Origin of the sequence: Micromonospora sp. CA-111912 (genome assembly GCF_050948415.1) — a bacterium.
Lineage (GTDB): Bacteria > Actinomycetota > Actinomycetes > Mycobacteriales > Micromonosporaceae > Micromonospora.
Genome location: NZ_CP192007.1, coordinates 3,848,575 through 3,862,415, shown reverse-complemented (window position 1 = coordinate 3,862,415; position 13,841 = coordinate 3,848,575). Strand labels below are relative to the sequence as shown.

Sequence of the window (13,841 nt, the reverse complement as noted above, 5' to 3'; positions counted from 1 at the left end):
CGGCCCCGGCCGCACCGATCGGCTACGCTGCCGGGGCGAAGGGGAGTAGCCCCCAATGTCGTGGTCGACACACTGGTGCGTTCCGCATCCGGCCACGCGGCCCCACCTGAGGTGGGGCGGGCGAGACCTTCGATCCAGGCTGTGCACAACGGCCGGGTCGAGGGCGCCCCACACCCCGGCCCGGCACCATCGGGAAGGGTGTCATGGAAGGTTTCCTCGTCGCGCTGGTCGTCAGCTTCGGCGTCATCTTCGTCGCCGAGCTGGGCGACAAGTCCCAGCTCATGGCGCTGACGTTCGCCACGCGGTTCAAGACGGTCCCGGTGCTGATCGGCATCACGATCGCCACCGCCCTCGTCCACCTGGCCTCGGTGGCCATCGGTTACGGGCTGGGTGCCGCCCTGCCCACCGGGTGGATCTCCCTCATCGCCGGCATCGCGTTCCTCGGCTTCGGCGCGTGGACGCTGCGCGGCGACAAGCTCACCGAGGAGGAGAAGCGCAAGGCCGAGCGGAGCGGCAAGTCCGCCGTCTTCGCCGTCGGCGTCGCGTTCTTCCTCGCCGAGCTGGGTGACAAGACGATGCTGGCCACCATCACCCTGGCCACCAAGTACGGCTGGTTCGGCACCTGGCTGGGCTCGACGCTCGGCATGGTGGCCGCGGACGCGCTGGCGATCCTCGTCGGCCGGATGCTCGGCCGGCACCTGCCGGAGCGCACCATCCGGTACGGCGCGGCGGTGCTCTTCGCCATCTGCGGTCTCTGGCTCATCTTCGAGGCCGTCGCCGAGCTCAACTGATCCCGACCGGGCCCGGTCGGGCCGGTGTCGCGTCGACAATCCGTAGCGCGCTGCGCCGAAGACGATCAACGCCTACCGTGGGCCACGGGAGACAATCTGGATAAATCGGGAGGATGACGGTATGAGCCGGCACGACGAACCCAACGAGTACGGTTTCGCCGGCGGGGCCACCGCGCCCCAGCCGCAACCCGGTGGGCGGCCCGACGAGCAGGACCTCGCCGAGCAGGTGGCCGTCCCGGGCGACGACCTCACCGAGCCGTTCAACGAGGCGATCGGCGAGGAGACCGAGCAGGTCGAGGAGGACGAGCCGGCCGAGCGCCGACGCTGAGTCCACCGGTGGGGGGCGGCGGCAGCAGGCCGCCCCCCACCGTCGCGCCCCGGGAAGAGTGGTCCCGCCGGGGTCGGCACGGGTCACCGGCCGCCCGGGCCGCGCGACGCCTGTTCGCCGCTTCCTACGTCACTTCCCGGGTCCCGGGGCAGTTGTTCCGAACGAATTCGGCGATGCGAGTGGCCCCATTAATGGCTATGTCTCGCTAAATGGGCCGTTTGCGGCGTTTGACCGCTTACATCCTCTACAGTCGGTGGAGCCGAATGCGCTGGGTGGGGGTGTCGGAGCCGATGACCGCCCCGTGACTGCTGAGGAGCTCTTGTGCTTGACAAGTCGACCGCACGGACCGGACGGGGGCTTCCCGGCTGATGGACGTTCGTGATTACCTCCGGGCCGTCCGACGCAGCTGGTGGCTGGTCCTGCTCGCCGTCATGGTGAGTCTCGGCGTGGCCGCTCTGGTCACGGTCCAGACGAAGCCCCGGTACGTCGCCTCGGTGACCTACTTCGTCACCGTCCCCAACCAGGGGGTCAGCGAGGCGTACCAGGGCGGAATCTTCATGCAGCAGCGCGTCAAGTCGTACGCCGACCTGCTGAAGAGCGACCGGCTGGCGCAGAGCGTCGTGGCGAAGAACCCGCTCGGGCTCACGGCCGAGGAGGTGCAGGCCAGGGTCGACGCCAGCACCGTCCCCGACACCGTCCTGTTGCGCGGCACCGTCACCGACACCGACGCGACGCGGGCGCTGCGGCTGACCGAGGCGGTCTCCGCCCAGTTTGTCGAGCTGGTCAAGGCGGTGGAGACACCCCCCGAGGGGCGGACCGCCCCGATCAAGGTGGAGGTGATCAGCGGACCCCGGGTCAGTTCCGTGCCGGTGTCGCCCAAGCCGCCGCTCAACCTCTCCGTCGGCGCGCTCGCCGGCCTGCTCGTCGGCTTCGGCCTGGCCGTGCTCCGGACCCGGTTCGACAACCGGCTGCGGGACGCGGTCGGCCTCCAACGCGCCACCGGCAGCCCGCTGCTCGGTGAGATCCCGTTCGACCCCACCGCGCGCACCGCGCCGCTGATCGTCGGGGACGCGGCCAGCTCGCCGCGCGCCGAGGCGGTCCGCAAGCTGCGGACGAACCTGCGCTTCGTCGACGTCCACGAACCGGCCCGCGTCATCGCCGTGACCAGCGCGTTGCAGGGGGAGGGCAAGACCACCCTCTCCTGCAACCTGGCCATCGCGCTCGCCGAGGCCGGCTGGCGGGTCGCGCTGGTCGACGCCGACCTGCGCCGGCCAAAGGTGGCCGAGTACCTGAACCTGGAGGCGAGCGTCGGGCTGACCGACGTGCTGCTGGGCGACGTCAGCGTGGGCGACGTGGTGCAGCGATGGGGCGACAAGTCCCTGCTGGTGCTGCCCGCCGGCTCCGTCCCGCCCAACCCCAGCGAGCTGCTCGGCTCCAAGGCGATGGCGGACCTGCTGCTGGTGCTGCGGGAGTCGGCGGACATCGTCGTCATCGACACCGCCCCGCTGCGGACCGTCACCGACGGCGTCGTCGTGGCCGTCCAGGCCGACGGGGCGCTGGTGGTCAGCCGGTACGGGCGCACCGACCGCGGCCAGATCGCCGCCGCCGCTCAGGCGCTCCAGTCGGTCTCCGTCCGGCTGCTCGGCTGCGTGCTCAACATGGCCAAGCTCGGCCGCGCCGAGACCGACCAGTACGAGAGCTACCGGATCGACGTACCCCCCGCGCCGGTCGCCGCCCCGGCCGAGCGGGTGGGTAAGCCGGCGGCAGCCCCCAGCAGCGGGTTCTTCGGCCAGGAGCGGGCCGCCGACCCGACGCAGGAACTCACCCGGCTGCCTCGATGAGCACCGCGACCGGTGTCAACGACCGCTCGATCTCCTGCGCGCAGCGCCGGAAGTCCATCGGCGTGCCACCGATCGGGTCGATGAGGTCGTCCTCGGCCGTGGTGGTCGGCTGCAACCGACCCCGGGCCTGGGCTGCCGCCCGCGCCGCCGCGCGCAGCGCCCCGGCGTCCGTGGTGTTCGGCGCGTCGGCCAGCCCGGCGAGCCGACCGAACTGGCGCAGGGTGAAGGTGCGGTGCAGTGCGGCGGGGGCCAGCGAAACGCAGGACGCCCGCTGGCGACGGGTCGCGGTCAGCACCAGCGCGGCGTCGGCCAACTGGCCGGCGGTCAGCGCCCGGCTGCGGAACGCCGCCGGATCCCGGCCGGTCCCGGCGGCCACCTGCGCCGCGTACGGATGCATCGGCCGGCCGTCCACGGCGGCCGTGCCGGCGCTGGCCACCTCGACCGGCAGCTTCGCCAGCAGCCAGCCGGCCAGGTACTCGGCCATCGGCGAGCGGCACATGTTGGCGTGGCAGACGAACAGGATCCGGTCGGCCATCGGAAACTCTCCCAGCGGTCTGGTCGCGCGTCGGCCCGGCGCTGTGCCGGCACCGGCCGAGGCGGCGCCCGTGGGCAGCGCGTTGCCGGCATCGTACGCAGGCGCAACCGCACAGGGTGGCCACGCCGCGCCGGAAGGTGACCGCCGGGGTGGGGGTGCCCGGTGAGGATCGGCATCCTGGCGTACCACTTCCCGCCGGAGCCGGCGTTCATCCCCGGCAGCCTCGCCGAGGGGCTGGCCGCCCGCGGCCACGAGGTTCGCGTGCTGACCGGCTTTCCCGACTACCCGGGCGGCCACGCCTATCCGGGCTGGCGGCAGCGGTGGCGCTACGAGAGCCGCAGCGAGCGGCTGACCGTGCGCCGGGTGCCGCGGTGGACCGGTGGGGACGCCTCCGTCCGCGCCAGGATGGCGAGCTGGCTGTCCTTCGCCGCCAGCGTCGGGACGATCGGCCGGGGGCAGCTCGCCGGCGTCGACGCCCTGTACGTCCACCAGCTCCCGCCGACGACCTTCGCCGCCGCCGGGCTGCTGCGCCTGCTGGGCGCGGTCCCGACGCTGCTGCACGTCCAGGACGTGCACCCGGAGCTGCCCGGGCCGGCGGAGGCGGCGCGCCCCTGGGCGGACCGGCTCGCCAAGGCCACCCGTCGGCTCTACCGCTCCGCCGACCTGGTCGCGGTCGCCGCCCCCGCCATGCGTGACCTGGTGGTCGCCGGTGGTGCCGACGCCGACCGGGTGCGGGTGGTGCTCAACTGGACCGACGAGCGGCTGTTCCGCCCCGCCGAGCCGACCCGGGAGGCCCGCCGGCTGGTCCGGGGCGACGGCCGCTGCGCGGTGATGTACGCCGGCACCATCGGCGCCCGACAGGGCCTGGAGACGGCGGTCCGCGCCGCCGCCCCGCTGCGCGGCACGATGGACCTGGTCCTGGTCGGCTCGGGCCCCGACGAGGGGCGGGTACGGGGGCTCGCCGAGGAGTTGGGGGCCCGCAACGTCCGGTTCGTCGCGCGCCGGTCGCCGTTGGAGATGTCCGACCTGTACGCCGCCGCGGACTACCAGCTGGTGATGCTGCGCGACCTGCCGGAGCTGCGCGGGAGCGTCCCCGGCAAGCTCCAGGCGGCGTTCAGCTCCGCCTCGCCCGTGGTGGCCTCCGCCGGGGGAGACACCGTGGAGATCGTGGAACGGGCCCGGGCCGGGCTGTCCTGCCCGCCGGAGGACTGGGCCACCCTGGCCGACCGGTTCTGGCTGGCCGCCACCATCCCGACGCCGGCGCGGCTGGAGATGGGGCGGCGCGGCCGGGAGGCGTACCTGCGCGACATGTCCACGCGCGGCGGGGTGGACCGCGTGGAGGAGCTGCTGTACGAGGTGGCCGGGCGGCGTCGTGGTTCGGACTCGCCGGACGGAAACCCTCATACGGGACTCGAAGTCTGAAAAAGCGCGATATTCCCACGCGGAGTGCACCATGCATGCTAGAAAACGATGAATCATCATTTCTGTCCGCTTTACGACGGGAGCAGGTGTGAGCGACACTGTGCGGCCCCGCCGCCGTCGGCGAAGATCCCGACGGCGTACCAGGGCGCGGGTACGCCGCGTCCTGCTCACCGGCCTGATCGTCGGCTCGCTCGTCGCGGTCGGCGGCGGCTGGGTCGGCTTCCGTGGCTGGCAGGCCCGGGCCCACCTGCTCAACGCCGCCGGGCTGGCGCGGCAGCTCAGCACCGAGGTGGTCGGGGCCGATGCCGACCGGGCGCAACGCACCCTCGCCGCGCTCCAGGAGCAGGCCGCCGCAGCCCGCGACGCCACCGCCGACCCGGGCTGGTCGGTCGGCCGGCACACCCCGTACGCCGGGGACGACCTCGCCGCGGTCCGCGAGATCGCGGTGGCCGTCGACGAACTCGCCCGGGACGCGTTCCCCGCCCTGCTGCGCACCGACCTGTCCACGCTGCTGCCCGGCAAGGGACGGCTGGACGTCAGTCAGCTCCGGGCCGTCTCGGCCCAGCTCACCGACACCGACGAGGTCGTCCGGCGTACCAACGCCCGGCTCGCCGCCGTGCCCACCACCGGACTGGTCGACCCGGTCCGACAGGCCGTGACGGACCTGCGGGCCGAGACCGACCGGCTGGCCGCCCTGACCCGGGCCGCCGACCAGGCCGCCCGTCTGCTGCCGAACCTGCTCGGCGCGGACGGGCCGCGCAGCTACCTGCTGGTGTCGCAGAACCCGGCGGAGCTGCGGGCCACCGGCGGCATGTTCGGCGCGTACGCGGTGATCGAGGCAGAGGGCGGCCGGCTCCGGATGGGCGCACAGGACGCCGCCGCCAGCCTGGGCCGCTTCGACCTGTCCGCGAAGCTGAGCACCGAGGTCCGCAACCTGTACACCGATCTGGTCGGCACGTATCCGGCGGACGTCAACCTCACCCCGCACTTCCCGACCGCTGCGGCGCTCTTCCGGGCGATGTACCGCAAGCGCAGCGGCACCACGGTCGACGGGGTGCTCGCGGTCGACCCGGTGGTGCTCTCGTACCTGCTCAAGGCCACCGGACCGGTGCCTGTGCCGGGCAACACCACCCTGGTCAGCGACAAGGTGGTGCACACCCTGCTCTCCGACACGTACCAGCGGCTGGACCAGGCCAGGCAGGACAAGTTCTTCGCGGCCTCAGCGGCGGCGGTGTTCAGCACCTTCTTCGCCCGGGAGGTCGACCCCCGGGCGTTGCTGTCCGCACTGGACCGCGCCATCGGCGAGCGGCGGATCCTGTTCTGGAGCGCCCACCCGGCCGAGCAGCGGGTCATCGCCGGTAGCCGGTTGGGTGGGGCGCTGCCCGAGCAGGAGAACGTTCCCACCGTCGGCGTGTTCCTCAACGACGGCAGCGGCGCGAAGCTCGGCTACTACCTGCGGCCGTCGGCGACCCTGACCGTGGGGGACTGCCGCCCCGACGGCCGGCGGCAGCTACGGCTGAGCTTCACGCTCCACTCGACCGCGCCCGCCAGCGGGCTCTCCCCCTCCGTCCTCGGCCTGGGCCTGGCCGGGGACCCGTACACCGTCCGCACCCTGGTGTCCGTCTACAGCCCGGCCGGCGGTGCGGTGCTCGCCAGCCGGCTCGACGGAGTCGACCTGCGGGTCGGCAGCGGCCTCGAACGGCGGCGACAGGTCGTCATCGCCAACGTCGAGGTACGCCCCGGCGTCACCCGGACCCTCGATGTCGACGTGCTGACCGGCAGGACCGGCAGCGGAGACGCCGACCTCTGGCTCACCCCGACCGCCACCCCATGGACCACCCAAGTTAAGTCCGCACCACACTGTGACCAGTAGAGGGGAACCAATCATGCGGCTATCCCGCATCATCATGGCGCTCACGCTCGGCCTTGCCGTCGTGGCGGCGCCGACCGCGGCGGGGGCGGCGCAGCCGCAGCCGACACCGTCGCCGTCCGGCCCACAACAGCCGCCGCAGTACCCGCCGCAGCCCCCGGCGCTGACGGTCAACCCGTCGACGATCGTCCTCGGTCAGACCGTCACCCTGACCGGTGCCGGGTTCGGGCCGAACGAGTCCGTCGAGCACACCGTGGCGGCGACGCCACTCGCCGCCGGCCTGCCCGGTCAGGCGCCGGCCCGCCGCAGCGACGGCAGCACCGTCGCGATGGCTCCGGTGGCCTACCAGGCGGCGGCGCCGTTGCGGTTCACGGTGCGGGCCGACGCGGCGGGGGAGTACTCCACCCGCCACACGCCGAGCGTCACCGGCCGGCTCACGTTCACCGCCGTCGGTGCCACGGGCAGGACGGCCACCGCGACCCTGACCGTGCTCCCACGCGAGCGGCCCACACCGACCCCGACCCGCAAGCCGCACGGGGGGCTGCCCGTGACCGGTGACAACATCGGCACGCCGCTGGCCGTCGGCGGTGGGCTGCTCGGTGTCGGTGTGGTGCTGACGATCGCCGGGCTGGCCTGGCGTCGCCGCAACCGCTTCGGCACGGGGTCGACGCGCTGACCGTCCTGAGTGCCTGAGCTACCGCATGACACGGTGCCCGCCGGGTTGTTCACCGGCGGGCACCGTCACGCGCGCTGCCAGCTCCGGGGTGGTCAGGGGCGAGTGGAGGGCTGGGGGGCCCGGCGGCTGCGGTGGATGTCGATCAGGGCTGCGATCAGGGCGAGCGCGATGATGCCGGCGGCAAGCAGCAGCGAGTGTCGGAACGCCGTCGACCAGTTCCCGCCGGTGTCCGCCAGGGACGAGAAGAAGACCGCGCCGACGGCGGCGATGCCGGCGGCGGAGCCGATCCGCTGTCCGGTCTGGAGCATCCCCGCGCCGCTGCCCGCCTGCTCCACCGGGACCTGGGACAGGGTGAGGGTCTGGTTCGGGGCGATGACCAGGCCGCTGCCCAGCCCGGCGATCAGCAGCGGTACCGCCGTGAGCAGGGGCACCGAGCCGTGCGGGTCGCCGCGCAGCACGAACACCACCGCGCCGAGGCCGAGCACCACGGCGAGCAGGCCCACGGCGACCAGTGGGCGGCCGTACCGGTTGACGATCCGGCCGCCGAGCGCGGACGCGGCGGCCGAGCCGAGGGCGAACGGCGTGATGGCCAGGCCGGCGATCAGCGCGCTGTAGCCGAGGCCGTTCTGGAGGTACAGGGTGAAGATGAAGAAGATCGCGGTGAAGCCACCGAAGTAGACCAGCGCGATCAGGGACCCGAGGGTGTACGAGCGGAACCTGAACAGTCGCAGGTCGAACAGCGGCGTCTGGTGCCGGGCGTACCACCGCTCCCAGAGGCCGAAGCCGGCGAGCGTGACCAGGCCGGCGGGAACCAGCGCCCACTTCCACGGGCTGTGCCACTGTTCCCGCTGCACCAGCGGCAGGAGCAGGAGCAGCACGCCGACGGCCAGCAGCAGCACCCCGACCGGGTCGAGCCGGTGCCGGGACACGCCGCCGGACGGGCGGGCGGGCAGCAGCCGCCAGCCGAGCAGCACCGCGACGATCCCCACCGGCACGTTGACGAAGAAGACCCACCGCCAGCCGTGCTGTTCGCCGCCCGCCTGGATCAGCAGCCCGCCGAGCAGCGGGCCGACCGCGGTGGAGATGCCGATCGTGGCACCGAGCAGGCCGAACGGTCGGGCCCGTTCCGGGCCCCGGAACAACTGCTGGATCAGGCCGGTGACCTGCGGGTTGACGATTCCGGCGGCGGCACCCTGCAGCAGTCGGGCTCCGACCAGCCACTCGGGTGATCGGGCCAACCCGGCCAGGGCGCTGGTCAGCGTGAACAGGGCGATCCCCAGGACGAACGCGTTGCGGCGGCCCCGGGCGTCGCCGAACCGTCCGGCCGGCACCAGCACCAGGCCGAAGGTGAGCGCGTACCCGGACAGGACCCATTGCAGGTCGCTCGGGGTCGCGCCGAGCGCCCGGTCGATGGACGGCACGGCGACGTTGACGATGCTCACGTCGAGCAGCGTCATGAAGGCGGCGACCAGGCCGACCCCGAGGGCCTGCCAGCGCCGTCGGTTGTCGACGTCGTCGGCCCCGTCGGCAGCATCCGCCGACTGGCCCGGTCGGTCCGGCCGTCCTGGGCTCATGGCGTTGCCCCCCGTCGGCCGTCGATCACGTGTCAATGATCGCTACCCGGGCCCACGTGGGGCAACCCGGGGTCTCGCGCCGGTTCACGCCATCTGGCGGGCGCACCAGCGCGGGCCGAAGTCCAGCCCCGCCATCGGTGAGTCCTCCCGGTGCAGGAGGTTCTTCTCGGTCAACATGTGCAGCGGCCCGTGGATCTCGTCCTGGGGCAACCCCGACTCCTGCGCGATCATGTCGGGATAGGGAACCTGTCCACGGGACTCCAACGCGGCCACCGCCTGGTAGACCCGCTCCTCGACATCCGACAGCCGTACCTGCTGCATGACTTCCTCCTCGACGTGACCGCCCGGCAGGGGGCGGGGACTGCGCTGGACGATTACCCGCCGCCCCGCGGTTGATGCCCGCCCGATCGTGCGGTTCCCGCCGGCCCGTACCCGCTGCGCCGCCCGGCTTTCCGTCCGGCGGTGCCCTAGGCTTCACCCGTGATCATCTGGGACCTCGCTGTCGTCGGTGGCGGCCCCGCCGGGCTCTCCGCCGCCCACGTCGCGGCCCGCGCCGGGCTGCGTACCCTGGTCGTCGAGCGGGCCGCGCACCCCCGGTACAAGACCTGCGGCGGCGGCCTGATCGGCACCTCCCTCGCGGCGGTCGGCGACCGGATCGACGTGCCGGCGCACGACCGGGTGGACCGGGTGACGTTCACCCGGGACGGGCGGCGCGAGTTCACCCGCCGGCACGCCGGCGGGCCCCTCGTCGCGATGGTGCGCCGCGACGAGTTCGACGACCGGCTGCGCGCCGCGGCGATCGCCGCCGGGGCCGAGGTGCGCGAGCGGGTCGCCGTCCGCGCCCTGGAGCAGGACCCCGATCAGGTACGCCTGCGGCTCGCCGACGGCGACACCGTGCACGCCCGTACGGTGATCGGCGCGGACGGCTCCTCCGGGGTGACCGCCCGGCACGTCGGCGTCCGGTACCGGCAGGTCGACCTGGGGTTGGAGCTGGAGCTGCCGGTGCCCGAGGAGGAGCAGCGCCGGTGGCGCGGCCGGCTGCTGCTGGACTGGGGAACCATCCCCGGCTCGTACGCGTGGGTGTTCCCGAAGGGCGACCGGCTCACGGTGGGGGTGATCGCGGCACGCGGCGAGGGGGAGCGGACCCGGGAGTACCTGCGTGACTTCGTCGACCGGCTGGGCCTGTCCGGGGTGACCCCGGAGCACGACTCCGGGCACCTGACCCGCTGCCGCGAGGATGACTCGCCGCTGCGCCACGGCCGGGTGCTGGTGACCGGGGACGCGGCCGGCCTGCTGGAGCCGTGGAGCCGGGAGGGGATCAGCTACGCGCTACGTTCCGGCGCGCTGGCCGGCGCGGCCGTCGCCGAAGGTGACCTGGACGGCTACCAGCGCGGCGTAGAACGGGACCTCGTCGGATCGATGCGGGCCGGGCACCGGCTGCTGGACGTGTTCTCCCGCCGGCCGGACGTCTTCCACGCCCTGCTGGCCACGCCGGCCGGCTGGCGGATGTTCGTCCGGTTCTGCCAGGGACGGGCGAGCTTCGACGAGACGCTGAACCGGGTGCCGGTGCGGGCGGCGCTGGCGCTGCTGGACCGGCTCCCGCCGGCCCGCCGGGTCGGTTCGACGCCGGTCGGGTCCCGGTGAGCGGCGGGGCTGCGCCGATGGCGGACCGGGTGCAGGATGGAGACTCGTGGAGGGAGTAGCCATGACCCCATCCGATGCCTCGTTCACCGACGAGGAGTACGCCTTCCTGCGGCACGTCCGCTTCGGCGAGCTGCCGTCGGGGGCACACCCCGACGAGCGGACCGCGTCGACCGAGACCGACCCCCGGCGGGACCGGCCCGATCCGGCGAGCAACCCTGATCAGTGGGCGCTGCGCCTCGGCCCCGGCACCGGCTGAAGTGGCTGGTGTCGCCGATCCTCACTCATGCCCTGTCTCCCCGGTAGCTCTCCGGGCTGTTGACCCTGCTGGTGGAGTTCGCAGACTAGGAACCCTCGGGTAGCTTCCCGGTCACGTAGGTTCCCTTGCCCTGTCTCCCCTGCAGCTCTCCGGTGATCTGGAGGTGTTCGACCGCGCGTCTGACGGTGCCGACGGAGCACTCGTACTTCTCGGCGAGTTCAGGCAGCGAAGGTAGTTTGTCGCCCTCCTTGAGCTGCCCCGAGGCTATCGACTTCCTGATGTCGTTGATGACGACTCGGAAGGTTGGAACGTAGCCGGTCATCGGGCTATTGGAACAGCGTCGACAGCCAACCCTGTCCAGTATGTCTGTTCTTCTATCAGAGTGAACTGTGTTAACTCTGCTATTAGAGTCTGCTTCAGATGGACAGATACACGGAAGGGAGGCAGATCATGACTCATCCTCGGCCCGGTCGTCTGCGGCGTCTCTGGAACGTCCTCAGCATCCTCGCGAGGCGTCGGAAGCTGGTGCTCTCACCCTTACGACCCCCCGCGCACGTCGGGAGCCGTGCGGATGCTCGGGTCAGCCCGAGAGTGCCCAGGCAGCGGAATGGGCGTCGAGGCATCCCAGTCGGAGTGCTCTCGGAGCCAGGGATTGAAGGACAGAAGATTGATCACGTCGTTCGGAACGCCAACCCCGCCATGTTCAGGAGGCCGCAGCGGTGACCACGGATCAGGGGACCTGGAAGGAGCAGCTTTCCTCCCTTCCCGTCATCACCGTCGCGGAGAGCCCGGCGATCCTCGTGATGCAGCAGGACGATCACGTGTTGGGCTGGGTGATCGCTCTTCCAGGGGGTGATGCCTGGATCATCAGGACCGGCGCCAAGGGCATCATTCACAGCGGTTCGATACGGACCCTGGTGCGGTTCTGGGGCCGGGTGTTCGACTGCGAGGTTGGCAGGCCGATGGAGATCGTCTAGGGCGGCGAGGGAGGCACCGGCTCGCGGTGCCTCCCTCGCGCGTTCTCCTCTTCGCCGTCCCCGAATCACCTCGCCGGGACAGCCACGGCGGGGGTCAGAAGACCGGGATGCCCTCGCGGACCAGCGTCCAGTTCGGCACGTAGAAGTCGGCCGGGTCGATGGTGCCCCTGGCCTGCGCCCAGTCGATGAGGAGCTGGCGGATCTCCTGCTGCGCGTTGTAGACCTGGGTCTTCACGATGCCGGGGAAGTTGCCGCCGCCGCTGCGCCGGTAGTTGTTCACCGCGACCACGAACTGCGCGCCGTCGGCGACGGGGGTGTCGGTGCCGGGCAGGACCAGGCGGGTGATCCGCCCGCCGACCGGCCTGCTGATGTCGATGTCGTAGTCCAGCCCCGAGAAGACGTCGTAGTTGTAGTCCGGGACGGCCGGGTCGCTGATCGTCGCCGGGTCGACCGGCGCGCCGACTGCGAGGGTGGTGAAGTACTTCGCCGAGTACTCCAGGTAGGCCCGCACCTCGGCGCCGGTGAGGACCACCGCCTCCAGGGTGTTGTCGAAGACGTACAGCCCGGCCACGTCGCGGATGCGCACGTCGCCGGCGGGGAAGACCGCCGTGCGGCTGAACGGCGCCGCGATCGACAGCACCGGCAGCCCCGCGTACGCCGTGCCGGCCAGCGCGTCCGTGACGACCTCGGTCTGGACGCGGTTGATGAAGTCCAGGATCGGGGTGTCCTGGTACCGCGACTCGGCCGCCGACAGCTCCACGGTCGACTGGGCGACCACCGTGTTGACGTACGCGACGGTCTTGCTGTGCTGGCCGCGCACGGCCGCGAGCACCGCCGGGTCCTCGACCACCGTGTTGGTGTTCAGCATGGTGGCGCGCTTGGTGGCCACCTTCCAGCGGCCCCGCTCCCGGGTGAGGGTGAAGTCCATCCGGGTCAGCCGCTGGCCCCACTTGGACGGCTCGGAGAGCAGCACCTGGACGCCGGTCCTGGTGTTCGTCACGAACTTCTCGACGACCTCGTTGTGCGCGTGGCCGAACAGGATCGCGTCGATGCCCGGGACCTGCTCGGCGATCATCGTGCACGGGTTCTCGTTCGGCAGCTCCGGGCCGTAGCTGGAGGTGCCGCTGTCGCCGCCGTGCGCGGAGACGATGACCACGTCGGCGCCGCGCGCCCGCATGACCGGCACCCACCTGGCGGCGGTCTCCACCATGTCGGCGAAGATCAGCTTGCCCTCGACGTTGGACTTGTCCCAGATCGCCACGCCCGGGTTGGTCAGGCCGAGGATGCCGACCTTCAGCTTCGGCGCGCCGTGCCCGCCGAGCCGGACCTCCTTGATCACGTACGGCAGGTACGCAGGCTTGCCGGTCGCCTCGTTGACCGCGTTCGCGGCAAGGGCCGGGAACCCGAGCTGCTTGATCCACTTGGCCAGCAGGGGCAGGCCGTAGTTGAACTCGTGGTTGCCCAGCGTCACCGCGTCGTACTTCAGGATGTTCATCGCGTTGGCCATCGGGTGCGTCGCACCGGTGGTGGTGATCGGCTCCTGCTTGGCGTAGTACGTGGCCAGCGGCGTGCCCTGGATGGTGTCGCCGGAGTCGAGGACCAGGGTCGCCCTGCCCCGCCGCTCGGCCCGGATCTGGTTGACCAGGGTGGCCAGCTTCGCGACGCCGACGTCGTTGTGCTTGCTGTCGTCGTACTCGGCGTCCCGGTAGTAGTCCCAGTTGTACACGTTGCCGTGGGTGTCCGAGGTGCCCAGGACCGTCAGGTCCCAGGTCTTCGGACCCTTGGACTCGGCCGCCTGCGCGGGCGCGCCCGCGATCAGGGGCGCGGTCGCGGCGGCGGCGGCGACGGACAGCACCTGGCGGCGCGACGCGCCGGAGGAGGAGGTCATGAGGTGCCTTTCCATGGGGGTGGACGCGCCTCACGGGGC

At 72.2% G+C, this 13,841-nt stretch carries 14 protein-coding genes; 9 read left to right on the top strand and 5 right to left on the bottom strand.

Going from position 1 to position 13,841, the window contains the following annotated elements; translation table 11 throughout:
• Positions 1–203: 203 nt before the first annotated feature.
• The 3 genes from ACQPZO_RS15970 to ACQPZO_RS15960 all read left to right on the top strand — a co-directional run bounded on the left by ACQPZO_RS15970 (position 204) and on the right by ACQPZO_RS15960 (position 2,960).
• The gene (locus ACQPZO_RS15970; RefSeq protein WP_433341819.1) at positions 204–791 is read left to right on the top strand and encodes a TMEM165/GDT1 family protein; all 588 of its coding nucleotides are present in this window, start codon (positions 204–206) and stop codon (positions 789–791) included.
• Positions 792–912: 121 nt separating this feature from the next.
• A complete protein-coding gene (locus ACQPZO_RS15965) occupies positions 913–1,119 on the top strand; it encodes a hypothetical protein (RefSeq protein WP_433341818.1) in 207 nt (68 codons plus the stop codon).
• A gap of 368 nt (positions 1,120–1,487) precedes the next feature.
• On the top strand, positions 1,488–2,960 hold the full coding sequence (locus ACQPZO_RS15960; RefSeq protein ID WP_433341817.1) for a polysaccharide biosynthesis tyrosine autokinase: 1,473 nt from the start codon (positions 1,488–1,490) through the stop codon (positions 2,958–2,960).
• Here the strand turns inward: ACQPZO_RS15960 and ACQPZO_RS15955 are convergent.
• Complete coding sequence (locus ACQPZO_RS15955) at positions 2,941–3,495, bottom strand: low molecular weight phosphatase family protein (RefSeq protein WP_433341816.1); 555 nt, start codon at positions 3,493–3,495, stop codon at positions 2,941–2,943. The genes ACQPZO_RS15960 and ACQPZO_RS15955 overlap by 20 nt on opposite strands.
• Before the next feature lie 162 nt (positions 3,496–3,657).
• Here ACQPZO_RS15955 and ACQPZO_RS15950 point away from each other — a divergent pair, with 162 nt between their 5' ends.
• The 3 genes from ACQPZO_RS15950 to ACQPZO_RS15940 all read left to right on the top strand — a co-directional run bounded on the left by ACQPZO_RS15950 (position 3,658) and on the right by ACQPZO_RS15940 (position 7,463).
• Positions 3,658–4,917, top strand: coding sequence for a glycosyltransferase family 4 protein (locus ACQPZO_RS15950; RefSeq protein WP_433341815.1), 1,260 nt, complete (start codon positions 3,658–3,660; stop codon positions 4,915–4,917).
• A gap of 88 nt (positions 4,918–5,005) precedes the next feature.
• Positions 5,006–6,790: a DUF4012 domain-containing protein gene (locus ACQPZO_RS15945; protein WP_433341813.1), complete on the top strand. Its 1,785-nt coding sequence runs from the start codon at positions 5,006–5,008 to the stop codon at positions 6,788–6,790.
• 13 nt (positions 6,791–6,803) lie between these two features.
• Positions 6,804–7,463: a hypothetical protein gene (locus ACQPZO_RS15940; protein WP_433341811.1), complete on the top strand. Its 660-nt coding sequence runs from the start codon at positions 6,804–6,806 to the stop codon at positions 7,461–7,463.
• Between the two features lie 92 nt (positions 7,464–7,555).
• Here the strand turns inward: ACQPZO_RS15940 and ACQPZO_RS15935 are convergent, their stop codons facing one another.
• A complete protein-coding gene (locus tag ACQPZO_RS15935) occupies positions 7,556–9,037 on the bottom strand; it encodes an MFS transporter (protein WP_433341809.1) in 1,482 nt (493 codons plus the stop codon).
• 84 nt (positions 9,038–9,121) lie between these two features.
• A complete protein-coding gene (locus ACQPZO_RS15930; protein WP_433341807.1) occupies positions 9,122–9,358 on the bottom strand; it encodes a hypothetical protein in 237 nt (78 codons plus the stop codon).
• Positions 9,359–9,517: 159 nt separating this feature from the next.
• Between ACQPZO_RS15930 and ACQPZO_RS15925 the strand changes: the two genes are divergently transcribed.
• The gene (locus ACQPZO_RS15925) at positions 9,518–10,681 is read left to right on the top strand and encodes a geranylgeranyl reductase family protein (protein ID WP_433341806.1); all 1,164 of its coding nucleotides are present in this window, start codon (positions 9,518–9,520) and stop codon (positions 10,679–10,681) included.
• 61 nt (positions 10,682–10,742) lie between these two features.
• Positions 10,743–10,937: a hypothetical protein gene (locus ACQPZO_RS15920; protein ID WP_433341804.1), complete on the top strand. Its 195-nt coding sequence runs from the start codon at positions 10,743–10,745 to the stop codon at positions 10,935–10,937.
• Between the two features lie 85 nt (positions 10,938–11,022).
• Here the strand turns inward: ACQPZO_RS15920 and ACQPZO_RS15915 are convergent, their stop codons facing one another.
• On the bottom strand, positions 11,023–11,259 hold the full coding sequence (locus tag ACQPZO_RS15915) for a GntR family transcriptional regulator (protein ID WP_433341802.1): 237 nt from the start codon (positions 11,257–11,259) through the stop codon (positions 11,023–11,025).
• A 397-nt stretch (positions 11,260–11,656) separates the two neighbouring features.
• Here ACQPZO_RS15915 and ACQPZO_RS15910 point away from each other — a divergent pair, with 397 nt between their 5' ends.
• Positions 11,657–11,914: a hypothetical protein gene (locus ACQPZO_RS15910; RefSeq protein WP_433341800.1), complete on the top strand. Its 258-nt coding sequence runs from the start codon at positions 11,657–11,659 to the stop codon at positions 11,912–11,914.
• 94 nt (positions 11,915–12,008) lie between these two features.
• Here ACQPZO_RS15910 and ACQPZO_RS15905 read toward each other — a convergent pair whose 3' ends face one another.
• Entirely contained in the window at positions 12,009–13,802 is a 1,794-nt protein-coding gene (locus ACQPZO_RS15905; protein WP_433341798.1) for a bifunctional metallophosphatase/5'-nucleotidase, read from the bottom strand.
• Positions 13,803–13,841 lie beyond the last annotated feature (39 nt).